Genomic DNA, 20,081 nt, shown 5'->3' on the forward strand with positions numbered 1-20,081 from the left:
CGATTTCTTGACACGTGGTGTCAGGGTTCGCTAACATAACGTGAACCTATTGCCGGATGGCCAAATTGGTAAGGCACCTGGCTCTGGACCAGGGAATTCTAGGTTCGAGTCCTAGTCCGGCAACCATACACATACCGGAATCGCGAAAGCGGTTCTGTCGCTTTTGCGGCCCGTTCATCTAGGGGTTAGGATGCAAGATTCTCAGTCTTGTCACAGGGGTTCGAATCCCCTACGGGCTGCCATTTCTTTCCCTTGCCTAGGCTTCATTGACGCCACCGATCTGTGTCCTGCACTCAAATCCCAGAATGGAAGGTAGGCCGAGACATGAGTACCACGGAAGATTCCTCCCGGCGCGATTTCCTCGAGACGGGGCTGGTCGCTGCATCCACGGGGATACTGGCGAGCGGAGCAACACAAACCGCTGCCGCGGAGAGCCACCAGCAAAGCGATTCGCCTCCCGAAAAGGTACGCTATGCAGAACTCTTGCCGCACGAGTTCCGTGCGCGCCTCGCGCAACGCCCTCTCGCGTATCTTCCCTTGGGGACTCTTGAATGGCACGGCGAGCATTTGCCTCTGGGGTCCGACGCCATACAGAGTGAAGCACTCATGATCGAATGCGCTCGCCGTTTTGGCGGAATTGTCATGCCGCCGATTCACCTCGGTCCCGACCGCGCCAAGCCTGCAGATGGCGGCGCCATGCTGATCGGCATGGACTATGCCGAGACAACCAAGCCTCCTCGTCAACTCGATGGAAGCTGCTATTGGACGCCTCAAGGGTTGCACCTTCAAATCGTGGATGCAATCCTCGTGCAACTCAAACGCGCCGGATTTCAGGCCGTCTTCGCCGATGGACACGGCCCATCGCGTTGGTCATGGGTCGAGTATATCTCCGAGCGCGAATCCCGTTTCGGCATGCGCCTGTTAGGCGTCACAAAAGACATCGCAACGCGCTGGAAGAGCCAAATCGACCATGCCGCAGGTAATGAGACATCCCTGATGCTTCATTACCGGCCCGACTTGGTGGACCTGTCGCGTTTGCCTGCATCCCGCGATGAAACGCCGCAAGGTGTGGGAGGGGGCATTGATCCGCGCGACGCCACGGCGGAGCACGGAAAGGAATGTGCAGACGCCTCCGTTTCGATTGTGGGAGAACTTCTTACTCAGGCAGGTCTTATCTGACACGCCGAGTTTTTGTGTTCCCAGGCACGAGCCAAGTGCGCGCTACGGCTTCCAACGCGCCACTTTAAGGAAATCGTCGATGATAGCGTCACGAACTGCCTGTGCTTCTAACAGACAGTGGTTACCGTTTCCCAGATGAAGGTAGGTCGTTTCCACGTGCGCGTTCCGAAGCGCGTCATACATCGCTTGAGCGTCATCTGGCAGAACCAATGGGTCAACGCCCCCTGCAAGTAGGCCGATGCGCGTCTTGGCGTACACGCCCGAATTAACGTAGGTTATAGGAGACGCTTCCTTCCAAAGCTCAAGATTATCGGATGCGCTTGCCCCAAGGAAGTCCTCGGCGTACGGTTTCAGTATTTCGGGCGCTTTGAGCAGATCCGTCGGGCCGCTTACGTTGATTACTCCCGTCACCTCTCCCGGATACCGGGCTGCATAGAGGAGTGCCAAATGACCTCCCGCGGAGTAACCCACGAGCGCGATGCGTCTTCTGTCGACGTGCTCGGTCAGATTGCTGACCCACTGCACAGCGGCCCGAACATCCTCAACCGCTCCAGGAAACGACGGAACAGTTTCGGTAGTAAGCGTGTAGTTGATGGTAAATGCGGCATAACCGTTGTTCGCCAGGCGCTTACAGTCGGCTCGGGCCGACTCCTTTGCCCCTCCGCTCCATCCTCCGCCATGGATGACGATGACGGTTGCATGTTGCCGGTTGTCGTCTGGCCAATAGCCATCTATTCCGTGGCGTTCCCGCGTGCTACCCGCAACATAGGTGGTAGTCACGTTTCCAGTCGCACGACCGGACTGTAATCGGTTTAACGCGGTCTTCTGCTTGGCGTACCCACGCGCCTGAATGCCCTTGACCGCCAAGCTTGGCAGGAGATAGGCAGCAACAACTGCCAACACTACGACAAGCGACATTCGCTTTGTCATAGTCATAGCTTTTCTCAATTCGCCCCCTTCCCCCCGAACCGCACTTCCGAACTGTCTATTTGATATATTATTGCATAATAAGGGTATAGGGATCAAATTAAATCTGTAACACTACTGGTTCGCAATTCGCCCCGGACTAATCGCTCTGGAGGTCTTCCGGGTCCCGGCAATTGCCTGACGCTTCCGTGTAGAAAGTGTCACTTGGGCATGGTTTGGTTACAGGTGGTAGTCGCCGGCCGCTTCAGGCTGGTAGAGCAACGCTTCGACTCGATGACGCTTCGGCAATCGGCGTTCGTTGACCGTGATGATATCTCCTACCCGCGCGCCAATTATCGCAGTTCCAAGCCTGCTCAATATGGAAGTGTTCTCGCGTTTCGATTCCGCATCGCGTGGGAAGACCAATGCGCACACCGATTCCTGTCCCGTATCGAGATCACGCAACCGTATGACGGAGTTCATCGTGATAAGTTCCGGCGGTACTTCGCGCGGACTGACGACTTTCGCGGTCGCTAATTCGCCTTCCAGCTCGGCCAGATACGCCTGTTGATTCTCGTTGCCGAAACGCTTCGCGACCTCGATGAGTTCCTTAAGACGCTCCAAATCGAATTGGCTGATGTGGATCTCGCGGCGCTCGCTTACCTCGCGATGAGTGGAGGCGTGCATGGCGCCGATACGTTGGAGCGTGATGGGACTAATCAAGATCTCTTTGATGTGCCGCGCAATCTGCTCCGTAGAATCCGATTGGGCCGGACGAGACCAATATCCCATGAACACCTGGATGATTCCCTCCAAACTCAACACCAGATGCAGCGGATTAGGCCCGGTAATTCCTTCCCGATCCAGTACGCGCTTAAACAGGCCTTGCGTTGCCGATAGGTACTTATCGTATAGACTCGTGACACGTGGCGGAAGTTCCGACGGTCCCGGCTGAATTCCTAACTGACCCTCACTCGAAAACGCTTGGAAGAAGAGCCGATCCTTGTGATAGTTGTACAACCGGATCTTGATCAACTCCTCCACGGCTTTGTCGGGGTCCCATTTTCGTAAGGCCGTGTGCTCCAATCTCGAAATCAGCTGGCGCCCAATGCCTTCTATGACCTCCGCGTACAGGTTTTCCTTGCTCCCAAACAAGTTGTATAGCGTACCCACCGAATAACAAGCATCGCGCGCGATTTCCTCGATAGTGGTGAGGTGATACCCCTTCGCCTTCAGGACTTGTTCAGCAGCCTCCACAATGGATAACCGCTGCAAGTCTCGGTCACGTTCCCGCCCTGACGTCCCTATGGTGCGATGGGATGCCGACACGGAATGTCTCCTTCCTGGTGAATGTTTCCTCATGTAATGAGGCTATATTCATATTCTAGACCACGTACCGGTATTGATCAATCGGGCGCTTTCAAAGGTGCGCGTTGACCGGAACAAAGAGACTCGCGGAAAAGGAAGTTTCCGTGTACAATATGTTGTGCGGCGAGTGAGTTGTCAGTCGCCAGGAGAAAAGCGGATTGTGCTTAGGCGCAAGGGGATTCGCCAAGACACGTTTCAGCGGACTACCAGAGCTTGGGTATTCGAAACTACCTGCCTGTCTTTTGGCCTTGGGGCCAGTACTACCTACCACTTATTTTGTCAACTTGGAGGATTATGTCTAGTCGAATTGACACGCGTTAACTCGGAATGTTAACATCCGCCCCCTGTGTGAAGGCGGATAAGTATTGGAGGGACAAGACATTATGCGTGTATCGATAGCGGGCAGACACTTGGATATTACGGACGCGCTCAAGTCCCACGTCGAGTCCCGGTTGGTGAAGGTTCGAAACCACTTCGACAAGGTGATCGACGCTGACGTGGTGCTCAGCGTAGAGAAGCATCGCCACATCGCCGAGATTACACTGCACGCCAACGGCGTGCGAATTCACGGAAAAGAGTCCTCGCCGGACATGTATGCCTCCGTGGATACCGTCGTAGACAAGATCGACCGCCAAATCCGGAAATTCAACGAACGGCAACGCAGGTTCCAGGCTCGCAAAGGGAAGGAGATTTTTGCTCAACTCGATGCCGAAGCTCCCGAAGCTGCGGCTGAGCTGGCGGAACCGGAATCGATGCGCATCGGCAACCACTTGTTGGTTCGGGAGACTATCGCTCTCAAACCAATGAGCCCTGTCGAAGCGGCGCTGCAGCTTGAACTGGCAAATGAGAGTTTCCTCGTGTTTGTGAACGCGGATACGCAGAAAGTGAATGTGGTGTATTCCAAAGATGACGCCACGTTTGGCTTGATAGAGCCAGAACATTAGAATGTGGTTCGGGCCGCGCACAACGCGCGGCCCTCAAGGGAGGCATGGACACACAGAATCTGCCCATCAACCGCAAGAGTAGTATCGCGGTTGCGCGATTGCTCGATGAGATGCGGGAAGAGTTGGAACTGGAAGTCGTTTCCGGCTTCCAGGGCGTGGGCCGTTCTGTTTACACCGCCGACGTTAACCGGCCGGGGTTGGCGTTAAGCGGTTATCTCGATTACTTCGCAAGCGACCGTATCCAGATTCTCGGCAACACCGAAATCCATTTCATGGAGCAGTTGCGCCCTTCCGTGCTGAAGCATCGGCTTGATGGGATGTTCTCATTTGAGATTCCCGCCTTCCTGCTCTCGCGTGGTCTGACGCCCAGCAAGCTCTTCATGGATATGTGCAACCGCCGCGGTATTCCCGTGCTTCGCAGCCGGAAGAACACCGACGAAGTCATCAGCCGAGTTATTCTGCAACTTGCCGAAGAATTCTCGCCGGAGACCATCGTCCACGGAACGACGGTCGACTGCTACGGTGTTGGCGTACTCATTGTCGGCGCGCCCGGAATTGGTAAGAGCGAAGTCGCGCTGGAACTGGTCGAGCGCGGACATCGGCTCGTGGCCGACGACGTCGTTGCCGTGAAGCGACGCCGCGAAGATTCGCTCTATGCCGAATCGTCGCCGGTTATCGAGCACCATATGGAAATTCGTGGCGTTGGCATCATTGACATCAAGAGCGTGTACGGCGTCGGACACGTCCGCAATTCCAAGCGCATCGGGTTGGTGGTCGAACTGGAAGACTGGAACCAGACGACCATGTACGACCGTACGGGGCTGACGGACGAACACGTCACCATTCTAGGCGTGCGCGTGCCATACCTGTTGATACCAGTACGGCCCGGCCGAAATATCGCCATCATTATCGAAGTTGCCGCATTGAACCACCGCCTCAAGGAACTCGGCGTGCATCCGGCCCAGCAGCTCAACGCCAAACTCATGAGCATGATGAGCGAATCCGATGGCTGAGTCGCCCCGATTTGTGCTTGTGACAGGGATGTCCGGCGCGGGTAAGAGCCACGCGCTGCGGTTGCTGGAAGACATCGGGTTCTACTGCATCGACAACCTGCCAGCCTCGCTGATTCACACCATCGCGGAACTTGCTCTGCACGCCGATCACCCGCAAAAGCAGATTGCCGTGTGCGTCGACGTGCGCGGTGGTGAAGACCTGCAGAATCTTCCTGCCTACCTCGATGAAGTCGGCGAAATGGGGATTCGTCCCGAGGTCTTGTTTCTCGAAAGCACGGACGCGATTTTGCAGCAACGCTACAGCGAGACGCGACGAAGACATCCGGCTTCGTCTTCGACTGGATCGGTGATCGAAGGCATCAAACGCGAACGTGAGTTGCTCGCGCCGGTCCGTGCGCGTGCGGACTTGGTCGTCGACACTACGTCCACCTCGATCGCCCAACTGCGTGAGCGTGTCGTGGCGGTGTTTCAGGCGGGACAAGAACCGCAGCAGATGCTGATCACGGTGGTGTCGTTTGGATTCAAGAACGGCCTGCCCGCCGAGGCGGATCTTGTAGTTGACGTGCGCTTTTTGCCAAACCCGTATTACGATCCGGCCTTGCGCCCGCTGACGGGCGAAGATGCGCCGGTGCGGGAGTTTGTGCTGAAGAATCCCTTGGCGGCCGAATTCCTCGAACGCATGAAGAGCATGGCAGAGTTTCTAATTCCACGCTATGCCGCTGAACCCAAGTCTTACCTTACCATCTGCGTCGGGTGCACCGGCGGCCAACACCGATCTGTTGCCGTGGCGCGCGAACTCTACCGTTACATCCAGAGCATTCACCCCAACACGCGTATCCGCCACCGCGACGCCAATCGAAGTGGAGAGGCGGAGTAAGCTGAGGACTGTAGACCTGCTCTCGACTTCCTGTGACGAGGGACTCGATGGGGCGGCGAGCTTAGGTGAGCGTGCTCAAGCGCACTGTGAGACATTTAGTCTCCTTTGCACTACAGCAAGCAAGGAAAGCAGGCCCCGTAAACGGGACACCCTAGCGTTGGGAGCTTTGGAGCACTAGAATGACCTCAGTGTGACACGTCGCAAAGTCATTCCAGGAGGGAGTGTTGTGACCCAATTCGAAGTGGGCATTGGCGTACGGGATATCACGCCAGAGCCGGGAGTTCCGCTGTGGGGCTACGGGGACCGTACCGGCCCGGCGACAGGAAAGCTTGATCCGCTGTATGCGCGCGCGGTGACGTTTCGCGCGGGCGACGTAACCGCATGCGTTGTGTCGCTTGACCTTGGGCGTGCGCCGGTGGAGGGCTCGTGTGCGCGGATTCGCGAGCGCGCGCGGCGAGCGGGCGTACAACACGTCATGTTGTGCGCGACGCACACCCATCACGCCCCGGTAATGGAGTTTGAGGACCTGCCGCACGTTGCCGGAATTGAGTCGGCCATCGGCGATGCGATCGAGGCCTCCGTCGATGCGCTTCGACCCGCGTGTATAGGCGTCGGGCACGCACACGTCGACATTGGTCACAACCGGCGCGTCATCGGAGCGGACGGACGTTGCCGCATGCTGTGGCGTAACGAGGATCGCCGGCCGACATCGCCGGTTGATCGCGAAGCGACGCTCATCAAACTGGAGACTACAGACGGGAAACCGCTCGCCGTACTGGTTCATTTCGCGTGTCATCCGGTCGTGATGGGGCCATCGAACCTCGAGTATTCCGCAGACTACGTCGGCGAACTGTCTCGTTGCGTAAAAGAGGCTACTGGCGCGGAATGTGTGTTCATCCAAGGCGGTTCGGGCGACATCAATCCTTACCTGGACAAGACGTCAATTCAGAATGGCGGAGTGGAGGCCATGCGCGGGGTCGGACGCGAGGCGGCACAATCGATTATCGCGGCATTGCCGGAAATCGAAACGAGCCCACCGGAACTACCATCCATCGCATTCGCGGAGAGTTCGGTACATGTGGGGTTGCGTTGGGATTTTTCTAAGCCAGAAGTTTGGGGGACATTTATCGGCAGTCACGCGTGGCTGCGCGATCTTGTCAAGCCATACAGTCGCTATCTTGTGCCGGAACTGAGCGTGCCCGTAGCTGCGCTCGTGCTGAATGGCGATGTGGCGTTGCTTGGCGTCCCCGGAGAGTTCTTCGTACAGTATCAACTCGATCTAAAAGCGACGGCTCCCGTGCGCCATGCGTTGCTATGCGGTTACACAAACCAGTTTCATCTGTATTTCCCGACCATGCGCGGCGCGGTTGCGGGTGGGTACGGTGGGATAGTTGCGAGTTATGTGGGCTTTGGCGCGGGCGACAAGGTATTGTTGGAGGGTAAGCAATTGCTTGCTGAACTCATGGGCGCAACGCGGGTGACGTGTACTTCAGAAGACTTTGAACTGATCGAGGAGCAATAGTGTGCTTGAGCAAGCAATGATGATCGCCGCATTTGTTGCGGGCGCCGCGATTAGCGGTGGCCTCGTCGCGCTCTTGCTTCGATCCAAGGCGCAGCACGCGGAAGAGAAAGCTCGCGGAGAGGCGGCGGTAACGGTCGCTGGGCTGGAGAGTCAGATTAAGGCCGGTGTAGATCGCGAGGCGGATCTGCAGCGGCGGCTTCAGTCAACGCTTTCCGAGATACAGCAGGTGCGCGATGCGCTTGCCTTCGAAGCGACACAACGAGCCGCCGCAGAAGCTCAGGTCCGGCGCGTGCCCGAGCTAGAGTCATCGGTTCAGTCGCTTACGCAACAGAATTCTGAACTGCGCGCACGCATATCTCAGATGACGACATTGGTGGAACAAGAGCGAAAGGCGTCCGCGGAGAAGCTTGCGCTCATCGAAGATGCGCAAGCCAAGCTAACGGATGCATTCAAAGCGTTGTCGTCCGAGGCGCTCAAGAGCAATAACCAATCGTTCCTTGAACTTGCCAAGGAGAACCTCGCGAAATTCCAGGAAGGGGCTAAGGGCGATCTTGAGTTGCGCCGCAAGGCCATTGACGAACTGGTCAAGCCGATTAAGGAGTCGTTGGAGAAAGTCACAACGCAAATCGGCGAGGTGGAGAAGTCGCGCGTAGAAGCATATTCGTCGTTGAAAGAGCAGGTCATATCGCTGACAACCGGTCAGGCCTCGCTTCAAAAAGAGACTCAAAATCTCGTGCGCGCATTGCGCTCCCCGATCACGCGCGGCCGCTGGGGTGAAATTCAATTGCAGCGCGTCGTCGAGTTGGCGGGTATGCTCGAATACTGCGACTTCGAGCAGCAGACGTCGGTTGAGTCGGACGGCGGGCGGTTGCGTCCCGATATGATCATCCGGCTGCCCAACAACAAGACTATCGTCGTTGATTCGAAAGTGTCCCTGCAAGCGTATCTGGAGGCCATCGAAGCGCAGACCGACGACGTGCGCACGCAGCGGTTTCGCGACCACGCAAGGCAGGTGCGCGACCACATGACGCGTCTCGGCGCAAAGACCTACTGGAACCAGTTTCCAAGCAGCCCGGAGTTTGTCGTCCTTTTTCTGCCCGGCGAACCCTTCTTTAGCGCCGCACTGGAACATGATCCCACGTTGATCGAAGCCGGCGTGGACCAGAAAGTGATTATCGCGACTCCTACGACATTAATTGCGTTGCTGCGAGCCGTTGCCTACGGATGGCGGCAGGAGCAACTCGCCAGGAATGCCCAAGTAATCAGTGACTTGGGTAAACAGCTCTACGACCGAATTCGCGTCATGAGCGAGCACTTCTCCGATTTGCGCAAGGCGCTCGAAAAGGCCACGGACGCCTACAACAAGTCCGTGGCTACACTCGAAAGCCGCGTCCTGGTCACCGCGCGGCGCTTCAAAGAACTCGGCTCCGCGTCCGATTCCGACGTGCCGGAATTGTCGGGGATCGAGACGGTTCCTAGGGCTGTGCAGGCCGAGGATATGTTGCGAGACAATTCGAGCAAGTGAGCCTGACCAGCGTATGATTGACAGCGCTACCCGCCGCGCTTTGAAGCCTTTTCGTCAAACCACTGCCGGATCTTTGGCACGGCAAACAGAGCCGTCCCGGCATGATCCGCCTCGCCTGCCTGTATCAGCGTAATGTCGCAGCCTCGTTTCTTGAGCTCACTAAAGGCTGTTATTGCTTCTCGCGGCGACACAACCGGGTCATGTTCCGAATAGTAAAGGCGCACCGGCGCCTTTGGCGACCATTGAAGTACCTGATTCTGCGCAAGTGCCGTTGTGAACCAGGTAGATTCGCCTCTGTCGAAAGCGTCCAGAAATTCCTTCCGGAACATGGCTCGGGGTTGACTTGGGAGCCGTTGCGCTACCACCCATTCATCCTGATTGCCGTCGAACAAGCCCGGGACGGTTTTCGCGTAGTCGTCGGTCAGCACGGAATTGAGCGGCTGACTGTAGATGGTGCTGTATGCATGCGCAAGGTAGGCAAGGTAGGCTGAAAGGTAGGAGTCGTTCCCTTCGAGAAAGACGGGGAATGTGACTCCAGCAAGATCATACGGGCCCGCAATGGGTGCGCTCGAGACGACCTGGAATCGGGGATCGCCCAGTGTCTCCAGCGCACGATGTGCCGCCATCGTTGAATAACCTCCCTGCGAAAAGCCGGCAAGGTGGAGCGACGAAGGCCACGCGACCCCGCGGCTATTCACGAAGGCATGTGCAGCCTTCAGCAGATCGACAACTGCCGTGGCCGTTCCTTCTGCGTGTAGATACGGATGCACTTCCGTGTTAATCCCCAGTCCGATGTAGTCAGCCGCGCAAAGGATGTAGCCGCCTCCCGCAAAGATGGCCGTACCGAGACCACTTTCAAGCAGCGTCGGCGCGGATGGAGTCAGGCGCCGGTTCACGGCAGTGCCGTGCTGATAGCTGACAACTCCGCGTGGCGTCTTGGTTTTGGGGATACACACCAGTCCCGAAGCTATGGTGTCAGTACCCCACGGCGTTCGAGTCCAATATTGAACGCGATAGAGTCGCGCACCGTACTCCACGGATATGGGGTCGGGCAGATTTCCCCACCAGAGCAATGTGGCCAGCATTGACCGGGTATACGTGCCGATCTGCTCGACCTTGTGCAACGCCCCCGGCGAGTGATCGCCTGCCGCAATGGGAATTGCGATTTCGACGGTCCGCGTGCACGTCTTGAACGTAATCCAAATCGCGGCAACGCCAACGCATGTGAGGACTAGACAAGCGATAAAAGTCTTCAGAATCTTGCTTTTCATGGTACTTTTTGGTCCCCCGTACCCCCTCTTGAAGTCTAGCCGAACGATGAAGCCATTACCAGTGCAAGTCCCTTTCCCGTCCACTATAGAGTAGTGCGTATGTTGATTAATCGTTCGCTTCAGGGTCCGGAATCCGGAGGAATCAGAGGTGCCGATTCAAGATTCGTCCATCCGTCTGGGCACGCTGTCAGGTCGTTTGAGCGTGCAATCGTTTGGGTGCAATTGTGTTATGCTCGTTTTGACGGCACTTGGTCGCTCTTATCATGCCCAACCCGAGAGAAATGCCATGAACAACATTACGCGCCGTTCTTTTCTAAAGACATCCGCTGCGCTTGCCGTTACTTCAACCGGCGTGGCGCACGCACAAGCCAGCGCTTCTGAAAAGCATCCACTTGAGGCGGGTGTCGCTGTCAGGGACATCACACCACCTCCGGGCGTGCCCATGTGGGGCTACGGCGACCGGAAAGGGCCGGCTACCCGTACGCTGGACCCGTTGTACGGTCGGGCTGTTGTACTGAAATCGCCGGAGATGACGGTGGCCATCGCAACGATGGACCTGGGACGAGTGCCCATGCTGAATGCTTTGAATCGGATTCGCGATCGGGTCAAGGCCAAGGGAATCGATCATGTTGTTTTCACGTCGTCGCACACCCATGGCGGACCGATTATGGAGGACGAAGAGGCGCCGCATTGCAAGTCGATTGAAGACGCGTTGGGCGCGTGCATTGAAGACGCAGCGAAGAACTTGAGACCGGTACGCATCGGAATCGGCAAGACCAGCATCGACATCTCCCACAATCGCCGGAAGATCCTTCAAGATGGCAGGTGTTTGATGATGTGGCGCAACGAGAAGCGAGAACCCACAGTGCCCGTGGACCATGAAGCAAGCATCATCAAGGTAGAGGGTTACGACGGGGTACCGCTCGCAATTCTTGTCCATTACGCGTGTCATCCGGTCGTGCTTGGGCCGGACAACCTCGAATACACGGCGGACTACGTAGGTGAGATGACGCGCCTTGTGAAGCAAGAAACCGGCGCGGATTGCTTCTTTCTTCAGGGTGGATGCGGCGACATCAATCCCTATCTTGACAAGACGCCACGGAACCAAGACGGCGTGGAAGCGATGCGCGGCGCAGGAAAAGCGTGCGCTGACGCCGTATTGAAGGCGCTAGGTGCCATTGAAACACACGTAGTAGAAGATTCGGCGCTCGCGATACACGAGAAGTCCGTTGAAGTGGGCACGCGATGGGACTTCAGCAATCCCGACGTCCAGAACGTACTCCGTGGTGTGTATGGACCCCGGTTTGACTCAATCCTGAAGCAAATCACACCGGAGCTACCGCTTCCACTAACCGTGCTTCTCTTAAACCGTGAAATTGCGCTCGCATTCGTGCCGGGCGAGTTCTTTGTCCAGTATCAGCTTGATTTGAAGACCGGAGCCCCCGTCAAGCATGCATTGCTCGTAGGCTATGCAAACGACTTTCACGCCTATTTCCCGACGATCGGCGGGGCGGCTGCGGGCGGTTATGGCGGGACGATGGCAACCTACGTTGGAGTCGGCGCGGGTGACAAATTCATTACGGAGGCGCGTATTGCAGCCGGTAAGCTCGCTGGCCGTATCCGCGATACCGTGGAGATGCAGGACTTCAAGTCGTTGGAGACGGACCCGACCGGCGCGTAGAACAGAAGTTTTACACGCTGCTTCCGGCAATTATTGACACTGGATTGAGCGGTCTGGTCCAATACCCCCGATGAATGAAGGTACCGGCGATGGTGATTGCCGTGTACCCCTGCGTGTGCGCGCGATTCCAGCCCGATACGGACTCGTCGCGTCGCTTTGTGTTTCGGCCGAGACGACTCGAAGGAGCCGTATCCGTGAGCGAACCTGAACCACGGCAAGACCCGTGGGCCCTTGCTGCCGCGCTGTTGTGGCTCGTATTTCTGTGCGTGGGGTATGTTCCGGAGGAAGTGTTTGCCTTTCTGAGAGCCCAAGGCCGCGTGGTTACGCAAGACGCCATGGTAAATTCACCGTATCTAATTACGATGGGCTTCTCGCTGTACATCGGGTATTTTGCGTATCAACGTTGCCGCGAAAGCGGGCTCGGGAGCGCGGACTGCCAGGCGCGAGCCCTTCAGGTCGGGATACTCGGATTGTTGGCGTTTTTGAACATCCCGTTGCAGACTCTCTTCGAGGCGTCTCAGATCCCAGTGCCGCGGCTTCGTACGCTGGTCTATGGCATCTTCCTCGCGAAGTCGATGGCGTGGCTGTACCTGTGCGGACTGATGTTTCGGTACTACGTATTGCGGAACGCGAACGTGTTTGGGGATCTGGCTTCCTTGTTTCCAAGCAGTCACACGGCAGACGAGGAGCTTGAGACTTTGGGAAGGACCAATTCCGTTGCCTGGATAGACCCCTCCGATTCCGAGTCCGGAGTCCGCGACGAGAAGTCTTCGGCGGTCGAGAATGATCGATAAGAACAATTTCGCATGCTCATGCGGTGATTGCCGGAATGACTGGTGTCAACGTTCTCGCTGTCGTTTGCGTTTGTAGAGATAGATGAACGGGTGTCCACTTTCTATGTCTAAGTTGTTAGCGCGCAACGCATTATCCGGCCGGGCGCAGTGGTGCGTGCCGGTTATCGCCCAAATTGTGGCCTGCCTATCCTTTGCCGGGACAGTTCAAGTCGGCACTCCGGTCATTAACGGTAGCGACGTGACGGTCCCCGTGGTGCTTCAAGGGGATGTCGGCGCAGGCGTCGCCGCCATGGATTTCCGCCTCAGTTACGACCCCTCCGTGCTCCAGGCCGTCGGCTTTGTTGCCGGAACCGCCGCCGCCGACGCGCGCAAGACCGTTCAAGCGAATGTGGTTGCGCCGGGCGAATGTGTTGTGGTTCTGTTTGGGATGAATCAGTCGGTGATTCAATCCGGCGAGGTTGTAACCGTCGCCATGAAGAAGGTGGGGGAGGCCAACGCCGGTCAATCCCAGATCACGATCAATCAAACGACGATGGCCTCGTTTCAGGGCCAGGAAATTGCGTCGGAGGGCAGTGTCGGAACCATCGATTTTTCCACGACTCCTCCCCAGGACGGGGGTGACACTCCCGATACACCTACCCCTCCGGACAACCCAGGAGGAGGCGAGACTCCGACTCCTACCGATCCCGGTGACACTCCCACAAATCCCGGAGGCAGTGGGGGAGTACCTCGCTTTGTAAATGGGGATGACACGGACAAAGATGAATCAGGTGATATGGATTCAAGTCCGTCGCCAAACGTCCCAACCGTACGTGTCCCCGTTCCTGCTGGTGAACCGGATGGATCCCGTGCGAAGCTCGCAGAAGCGTCCGACGAATTGAATCGGCGGCGAGCCGCAATGCTGGCGCCCTCATCCGATGCGGCCGCACGCAATCCTGGTGCTGCAGCCACGGCGCAAGCGGGCACCGCTGAGGCTGGGAATGCGGGCAATAGGCAAGTGCCAGTGCCGGTACCGCGTGGTGGGCAAGGCAATTCGCTTCACGCAAGCCCGGTTTCCGCCGAAGGCACGCTCAATATGGCGCAAGTAGGCGTGCCTGGATCGGGCTCAACCTCGTCCTCCGTTCTGGATGCGTCGCTGGCGAACGGTGGCGGGGAAAGCGGACGCGACCTGAGCAGGCCGCCCATGTTACGGATGATCCTTCTTGGGGTGTTTGCCGGTGCCGCGATGCTTGGGGCCGTTGTCATGCTCCTCCGCAAGCGACTCTTCTTGTAGCGATATTGAGGGCGCCCCGTCCAGTCTTCCAAGTGTGCTCGACATGACAGCGTTCGCTGTCGTGACTACGCTTTGGAATCTCCACTCCGAACCTGAGCTATCGTGAACGTCGCATGACAAGACTGTGGACCGCCTCACTAGACACTCAGTGAAGAAGATGAGTGTCAATTAAGGTCAACCCACTCGAACACCCGAACCCAGGACATGGACGAGAAAACCAGAATCACGCCAATCAGCATGATCAAGAATGTTCCTCGTGTCGAAGACGAGTTTGTTTCGCATTGATCGCGCCACTTGTTTGGGATTCAAGTATTTGTAGTCATCATGGTCCGTGAGCACCAGAATACAGTCCGCGTTCTGAAAGCACTCATCCAGGCCGTGCAGTTCAAATGGGCTGTGCTTGACATGTGAATCATGTATGGCCACAGTGATGCCCTTCTCAGAAAGAAGCTTGATGACTTCCAGAGAGGGACTCTCGCGAATATCGTCAACATTGCCCTTGAAGGCGACGCCGAGAACGGCCACTTTAGGATTGTTGATGCCGCCCAGGATCTGTTCGATTCGTTTGACCACGTGCGCGGGCATGCGGTCATTGGTTCTTCGTGCAAGCTGGACAATTTGGGCGTGATCGGGAAAACTCTCCACCAAGAACCACGGATCCACCGATATGCAGTGGCCGCCTACTCCCGGACCTGCTTTGTGGAGGTTTACGCGGGGATGGCGATTGGCGTATTGCGCCACTTCCGAGAACTGTATGCCAAGCATTTCGCAGAGCACGGCAATTTCGTTTGCAAGAGCGATATTAACATCTCGAAAAGTGTTCTCAACGACCTTGACCATCTCGGCAGTAGTGGCGTCTGTGATGAATACTTCGCCTTCGATGAAGGTCGAGTAGATGGACTTCGCCAGATTGGCGCTCGTCACATCATAACCACCGACAACACGGTCGTTTTCAATAAGCTCCTTCAAGATGCGACCGGGCAAGACGCGTTCCGGGCAGTGAGCAAGGTGAATGTCGTCACCTACTTTTAGCCCAGATTCTTCCAGAATAGGCTTAAGGTGATCACGCGTTGTGCCTGGCGGGGATGTGGATTCGAGTATTACCAGGTTTCCTCGCTGCAGATAGGGCGTTATCTGCTTTGTGGCACTGTAGACATAGCTCATGTCGGCCTTCTTGTCTTCGGTCAGTGGCGTCGGTACCGCGATGAAGAAGACGTCAGAAGGTTCCGGTTGCAGCGCCGCTTTGAGGTTGCCCGATCCGATAGCAGCCCTGACGATAGTGTGTAATCCTGGCTCCTCAATGTGGATATTGCCAGAATTGACGGTGTCCACGACTCGCGAATCGATATCGACGCCGAGCACTTTGAATCCATTGGCAGCGAGAATGCTAGCCGTGGGCAGGCCAATATACCCAAGTCCCATTACACACACGCTTTTCACGATAGAGTACTCCCTGCAATTCGGGTGAGATGTTCTGCAATTCGGAGGCTCGCTTTGCCATCACCATAGGGATTGACGGCCCTCGCCATTTTCAGGTACTCGTTCTGATCATCAAGAAGGCGCTGAACGGTTTGGAAGATGCGCTTTCGTGATGTTCCCACCAGCATCGCGGTTCCCGCAGCGATTGCTTCGGGCCGCTCCGTTACCTCCCGCATCACGAGCACGGGTTTGCCCAATGAAGGAGCCTCTTCCTGTACCCCCCCGGAATCCGTTAGGACCAAGTAAGACTTTTTCATGAGATGGACAAACGGGACATATTCAATGGGGTCAACGAGATGGACCCTTGATGCACTTCCCAAAATGCGATTGGCGGTCGTTCTTACATTTGGATTGGGGTGAACCGGATAGACGATTTCCACATCGGCGTTGTTGTCGACAATATCACGCATGCCCAGACACATGTTCTCGAACGATTCGCCGAAACTCTCGCGCCTGTGTGCGGTAACGAGGATGAGGCGTCGATGCGTACCTGCTTCGGCCAAAAGAGAATCCTTGAACTCATAGGGGGTCGATGCGACTTCCAAGAGCGCATCAATGACCGTGTTTCCCGTAATGGTGATGCTGCTCTCGGAGATGCCCTCCCTCAGAAGATTGTCTTGAGCGCTTTGCGTAGGGGCATAGTGGTAATCGCAGATTGGATCGGCCAGCCGCCGGTTGATTTCCTCTGGGAACGGATGGTATTTGTTCTGAGTCCGTAGACCAGCCTCGACGTGGCCAGCGGATATCTTCTTGTAGTATGACGCCAGCGCCGCGGCAAAAGAAGTGGTCGTATCACCATGCACCAGGACAACGTCGGGGTGCTCAATGTCCAGAATATCGCTTATTCCGCGCAAGACATTGCACGTAATATCAAGTATTGACTGATTCGGAGCCATCAGATTCAGGTCGTGGGTCACGGGAATCTGGAAGACATCAATCACTTGGTCCAAGAGTTCGCGATGCTGAGCCGTCAAGCAGACTGTAACCTGAAAGGTCTTGTCGAACCGTTGAAGTTCTTTCACAACGGGAGCCATCTTGATTGCTTCAGGGCGGGTGCCGATAACGACTAAGACTTTCAAGTGCTCTCCTCGCAATTCCCCAGAACACAATAGCAGCTTTTGGTGCGATTGATTCGGCAAAGGGTCGACAAAACCATGGGAAACTTGAAAACTGGCAGCATTTTACTTGATGACTGCGAGTGATCCAAGTGTCCCTTCATTGCGTCCCTTCAGTGCGTGTCCCCTCCGTCTGATCCCCGGCAGGCAAGACGGTCTGCGCAAATTTGCTCAAAGCACCACCAACGGTATAATAATGGGCCAATTGCTCTTGGCGAGGATAAGTGGCATGGATTCCGTGAGCCCGGGTTCATCTGGTGCGCGGTTGCCGTGCTTGAGGTAGGATGTCTGCCCTTGCATAGACGGTGGTCTTAACTGCGATGACGTCGCGAACAATAGCCAGTCTATCACCCAAAGTGGCCTGGACATTTCTAATGCTGACCTTTGTCGGTTCAGCAATTACAGCCCTGTATCTTCGAGGACCGATTGAGAGAAGACTGAATCAACAGTCCTATTCATACCTGCTTAATGCGGCATTGACCGCGATGGATCAAGGCTCGCCCGGCGAGACGCAGTCTGCATTCGACAGGCTTGTTCGGCGCTATCCTGATCGGGAAGAGGGTCTGCTTGCATTTGCAAATTACCTGGAAAAGACAAACCGAATTGCCGAGGCAGATACACTATTTCAAAGGGCAATTGAATGCGGGCCCCAGCAGTACGGTTCATTAACACAATACGCGCGATTTCTCGATGGCCAGGAAAACGGCACACTGCGGGCCATTGAAGTCTGTCGCGCGTACCTGAGCAAGAATCCTCAAGATTCGTGGGCTCAACTGGAATTGGGACAACGGCTGCTATGGAATGGCAGACATGTGGACGCAATCGCCCCTCTGGAACTGGCGGCACGGGAGCCGTCATTAAGTTCTCTCGCGTTGAGGAGACTTGGGGAGGCCTATTCTGCCCAAGGCGATTTTCGTCAGGCAATCAGAGTGTGGCAGCAGGCGTTGAATGAGCATTCGGACATTACCACTCTGCAGATTCTCTACGACCTGGCCTCGGCACATCACAAACTTGGCGAATTGAACGAGGCAGCTTCCTTGTGGGAGAAGCACCTGGAATATTTCCCTCACTCCTATTGGGCTATGTCCTCACTTGATAAACTCTATGCAAGCACCGGAAACGAGTCGGCGCGGAGTCGAGTTGAGAGTCTCTTGAGGGTCATGCGCCCCGCGAGCGCGCTGAATAAGCTTGTCCATCCGTTCATTAGTCTGGAAGGGGTTACAGCTTCCGCCGATTCCATAACCCCCGGGCAGACAGTTACGCTGGACCTCTTCTTCGTCTTTTTGGATAGCTTCTCCGAGTTGGAAATGCCCAGGGTACAGTTCTTTGTCAGATCGGTCGAGCCTTCAACGGAATCAACAACGACGGTGATAGAGTCGCTTCCTCCTCGGCTTGGCCCGTCTCCCTGCTGGCGTGGGGACTACTCCATTCAGTGCTTTGCGGTAACGTTTCCCAGCCAACTACAGCCCGGCGCTCAAGAGTTGTTGATGTCCCTCTCTCCAGGTGCGGAAGCGCCTGTGTCCCTGCTAAAGTTGAACTCGCGAACCAGCGATGTGCAATCAGAAACGTCCACGTCAGAACAAGCATCAAGAGGAGAGGCCCAGGCACTGTTGCCGTCCGATTCCGGAGCTTTGGTATCTGCCTCAAAGTCAGCTCACTCACTGTGAAAACCATTTACTACATCTTAACGGACAGTGTTCTCATAGTGTATTGTTACGTTGGGGCGACTATTGCGCGTATCGCTTGGGGTGCTCCAATTGAAATGGTCTCAACCCTTCTCTACAGCATGGTGCCTTTTTCTGCAATACACGTTTCGTGTCTCTACGGGGCCAGGGCATATGATTTCTCTAAGATTCGAAATACGGGCGATCTCGCATTTTCGACAGCGATCGGTACGGTCTGTGGTAGCGGGCTTTCATTTGCGGCTTCAACAATAGTTATCTATTACTATGCGCCTTCGGCTCAGCCTATTGGCCGAACGGTTTTTGCGCTGGCGTTTGTCTTGAGTTTGGTCTTGCTGGTCGGATGGCGGGCCTGGTATCGAAAGCAATGTCACACGCGAGGAGATCTGCACAGTCGAATTGTCATCGTCGGCGATGCCAAACGCGTGGGGACGCTTTCCACCGAGCTTCAAGAATACTCGAAGAACGACGTTGAGATAACTGGATGGCTGGCTTTCAGCGGTGAGGATTCCACTCCTTCAGACGGTTGTCTCGGACTCGTTGATGACCTTCCGCAGATTCTAGAGAAGCACAGACCCGATGAGGTTTTGGTCTTTGGAGACTTGTTGGCTAGCAACCCGGAGCGCATTCTGGATTTGATGTCCGTGAACGGCAACAGTGATGTCCGAGTTCACATCGTGCCTGGACCTTATGAGTCCATTGTGGGGAAGCTCGACGTCTACGAGATAGGCGGAGTTCCGCTCATTGCACTTTGTACACGGCCACTGTCCGGGCTCTATCCGCATTTTAAGCGCATCGTAGATGTTGTTTGCGCGACGTTCGGACTATTGGTCGCTTCCCCCCTATTGCTGGTTTCGATTATTCTGATCAAACTCGATTCACCGGGCCCTGCGTTCTACTTCCAGGTGCGCAGCGGCCTGAGAGGGCGCGAATTCAATATCGTTAAGCTCCGTTCGATGTCCGTTGATGCTGAATCGGCGTCAGGCCCACAGTGGGCACAGAAGAACGATCCCCGCGTAACACGTGTGGGCAAGTTCCTGCGCAGGCGTCGAATTGACGAAATTCCCCAATTCTGGAATGTGTTGAGGGGGGATATGAGCTTGGTTGGACCTAGACCGGAAAGGCCAAGTTTCGTTGAGAAATTTTCACAAGAATTGCCACTGTTCCGCTTGCGGCTGTTGGTGAGGCCAGGACTTACAGCCACATCGCACGTCCTTGGCAGATACGACTCCAAACCGGCAGATCGTCTCAGATACGATCTATCGTACATCAGCAACATGTCATTCATGTTGGACCTGCGCGTCCTTATCGAGACCGTCAAGATTGTGTTGACAGGTCGAGGCGCACAATAGACAGATGTACAACCTGCGCACAGTGCCGCGGTACCTGAGAACACTCAGGAACCTCAAGTCTGGGCAGGTATTGTGGAGAGTCCGGCGGTTACTCCAATCT

The 20,081-nt window shown here is 56.0% G+C and carries 16 protein-coding genes and 2 tRNA genes; 13 read left to right on the plus strand and 5 right to left on the minus strand.

Annotation, left to right across the window (positions count from 1 at the left end; all coding sequences use genetic code 11):
• Positions 1 to 50 precede the first annotated feature (50 nt).
• The 3 genes from K1Y02_14410 to K1Y02_14420 all read left to right on the plus strand — a co-directional run bounded on the left by K1Y02_14410 (position 51) and on the right by K1Y02_14420 (position 1,179).
• Positions 51 to 126, plus strand: a tRNA-Gln gene (locus K1Y02_14410).
• A 41-nt stretch (positions 127 to 167) separates the two neighbouring features.
• Positions 168 to 242 (plus strand) — tRNA-Glu (locus tag K1Y02_14415).
• A gap of 82 nt (positions 243 to 324) precedes the next feature.
• Positions 325 to 1,179 (plus strand): creatininase family protein, encoded by an 855-nt coding sequence (locus K1Y02_14420; protein MBX7257551.1) that lies wholly within the window; start codon positions 325 to 327, stop codon positions 1,177 to 1,179.
• Between the two features lie 42 nt (positions 1,180 to 1,221).
• On the opposite strand, the gene K1Y02_14425 is transcribed toward K1Y02_14420, so the two are convergent.
• Entirely contained in the window at positions 1,222 to 2,109 is an 888-nt protein-coding gene (locus K1Y02_14425) for an alpha/beta hydrolase (GenBank protein ID MBX7257552.1), read from the minus strand.
• A 216-nt stretch (positions 2,110 to 2,325) separates the two neighbouring features.
• Positions 2,326 to 3,414 (minus strand): TetR family transcriptional regulator, encoded by a 1,089-nt coding sequence (locus tag K1Y02_14430; GenBank protein ID MBX7257553.1) that lies wholly within the window; start codon positions 3,412 to 3,414, stop codon positions 2,326 to 2,328.
• A 422-nt stretch (positions 3,415 to 3,836) separates the two neighbouring features.
• Between K1Y02_14430 and raiA the strand changes: the two genes are divergently transcribed.
• The 5 genes from raiA (at position 3,837) to rmuC (ending at position 9,334) form a co-directional block, all read left to right on the plus strand.
• Positions 3,837 to 4,397: a ribosome-associated translation inhibitor RaiA gene (raiA, locus tag K1Y02_14435; protein MBX7257554.1), complete on the plus strand. Its 561-nt coding sequence runs from the start codon at positions 3,837 to 3,839 to the stop codon at positions 4,395 to 4,397.
• Between the two features lie 44 nt (positions 4,398 to 4,441).
• Positions 4,442 to 5,410 carry an HPr(Ser) kinase/phosphatase gene (gene hprK, locus K1Y02_14440; protein ID MBX7257555.1) on the plus strand — a complete coding sequence of 323 codons (969 nt, stop codon included), beginning with the start codon at positions 4,442 to 4,444 and terminating at the stop codon, positions 5,408 to 5,410.
• Positions 5,403 to 6,287 (plus strand): RNase adapter RapZ, encoded by an 885-nt coding sequence (rapZ, locus tag K1Y02_14445; protein ID MBX7257556.1) that lies wholly within the window; start codon positions 5,403 to 5,405, stop codon positions 6,285 to 6,287. Before hprK ends, rapZ begins: the two co-directional genes overlap by 8 nt.
• Before the next feature lie 226 nt (positions 6,288 to 6,513).
• Positions 6,514 to 7,809 carry a neutral/alkaline non-lysosomal ceramidase N-terminal domain-containing protein gene (locus tag K1Y02_14450; GenBank protein ID MBX7257557.1) on the plus strand — a complete coding sequence of 432 codons (1,296 nt, stop codon included), beginning with the start codon at positions 6,514 to 6,516 and terminating at the stop codon, positions 7,807 to 7,809.
• A gap of 19 nt (positions 7,810 to 7,828) precedes the next feature.
• Positions 7,829 to 9,334 (plus strand): DNA recombination protein RmuC, encoded by a 1,506-nt coding sequence (gene rmuC, locus K1Y02_14455; protein MBX7257558.1) that lies wholly within the window; start codon positions 7,829 to 7,831, stop codon positions 9,332 to 9,334.
• 26 nt (positions 9,335 to 9,360) lie between these two features.
• Here rmuC and K1Y02_14460 read toward each other — a convergent pair whose 3' ends face one another.
• Entirely contained in the window at positions 9,361 to 10,605 is a 1,245-nt protein-coding gene (locus K1Y02_14460; GenBank protein MBX7257559.1) for a hypothetical protein, read from the minus strand.
• A gap of 286 nt (positions 10,606 to 10,891) precedes the next feature.
• On the opposite strand from K1Y02_14460, the gene K1Y02_14465 reads away from it, so the two are divergent.
• The 3 genes from K1Y02_14465 to K1Y02_14475 all read left to right on the plus strand — a co-directional run bounded on the left by K1Y02_14465 (position 10,892) and on the right by K1Y02_14475 (position 14,353).
• On the plus strand, positions 10,892 to 12,286 hold the full coding sequence (locus tag K1Y02_14465) for a hypothetical protein (GenBank protein MBX7257560.1): 1,395 nt from the start codon (positions 10,892 to 10,894) through the stop codon (positions 12,284 to 12,286).
• A gap of 194 nt (positions 12,287 to 12,480) precedes the next feature.
• Positions 12,481 to 13,080 carry a hypothetical protein gene (locus K1Y02_14470; GenBank protein MBX7257561.1) on the plus strand — a complete coding sequence of 200 codons (600 nt, stop codon included), beginning with the start codon at positions 12,481 to 12,483 and terminating at the stop codon, positions 13,078 to 13,080.
• Positions 13,081 to 13,183: 103 nt separating this feature from the next.
• Positions 13,184 to 14,353 carry a hypothetical protein gene (locus K1Y02_14475; protein MBX7257562.1) on the plus strand — a complete coding sequence of 390 codons (1,170 nt, stop codon included), beginning with the start codon at positions 13,184 to 13,186 and terminating at the stop codon, positions 14,351 to 14,353.
• A gap of 174 nt (positions 14,354 to 14,527) precedes the next feature.
• On the opposite strand, the gene K1Y02_14480 is transcribed toward K1Y02_14475, so the two are convergent.
• Positions 14,528 to 15,775, minus strand: coding sequence for a nucleotide sugar dehydrogenase (locus K1Y02_14480; GenBank protein ID MBX7257563.1), 1,248 nt, complete (start codon positions 15,773 to 15,775; stop codon positions 14,528 to 14,530).
• Positions 15,776 to 15,789: 14 nt separating this feature from the next.
• Positions 15,790 to 16,911: a UDP-N-acetylglucosamine 2-epimerase (non-hydrolyzing) gene (gene wecB, locus K1Y02_14485; GenBank protein MBX7257564.1), complete on the minus strand. Its 1,122-nt coding sequence runs from the start codon at positions 16,909 to 16,911 to the stop codon at positions 15,790 to 15,792.
• A gap of 410 nt (positions 16,912 to 17,321) precedes the next feature.
• On the opposite strand from wecB, the gene K1Y02_14490 reads away from it, so the two are divergent.
• Both K1Y02_14490 and K1Y02_14495 read left to right on the plus strand, forming a co-directional pair.
• On the plus strand, positions 17,322 to 18,614 hold the full coding sequence (locus tag K1Y02_14490) for a tetratricopeptide repeat protein (protein ID MBX7257565.1): 1,293 nt from the start codon (positions 17,322 to 17,324) through the stop codon (positions 18,612 to 18,614).
• Positions 18,611 to 19,981, plus strand: coding sequence for a sugar transferase (locus K1Y02_14495; protein MBX7257566.1), 1,371 nt, complete (start codon positions 18,611 to 18,613; stop codon positions 19,979 to 19,981). Before K1Y02_14490 ends, K1Y02_14495 begins: the two co-directional genes overlap by 4 nt.
• Positions 19,982 to 20,081: the final 100 nt, after the last annotated feature.

It is taken from the genome of Candidatus Hydrogenedentota bacterium, from assembly GCA_019695095.1.
Taxonomy (GTDB): domain Bacteria; phylum Hydrogenedentota; class Hydrogenedentia; order Hydrogenedentales; family SLHB01; genus JAIBAQ01.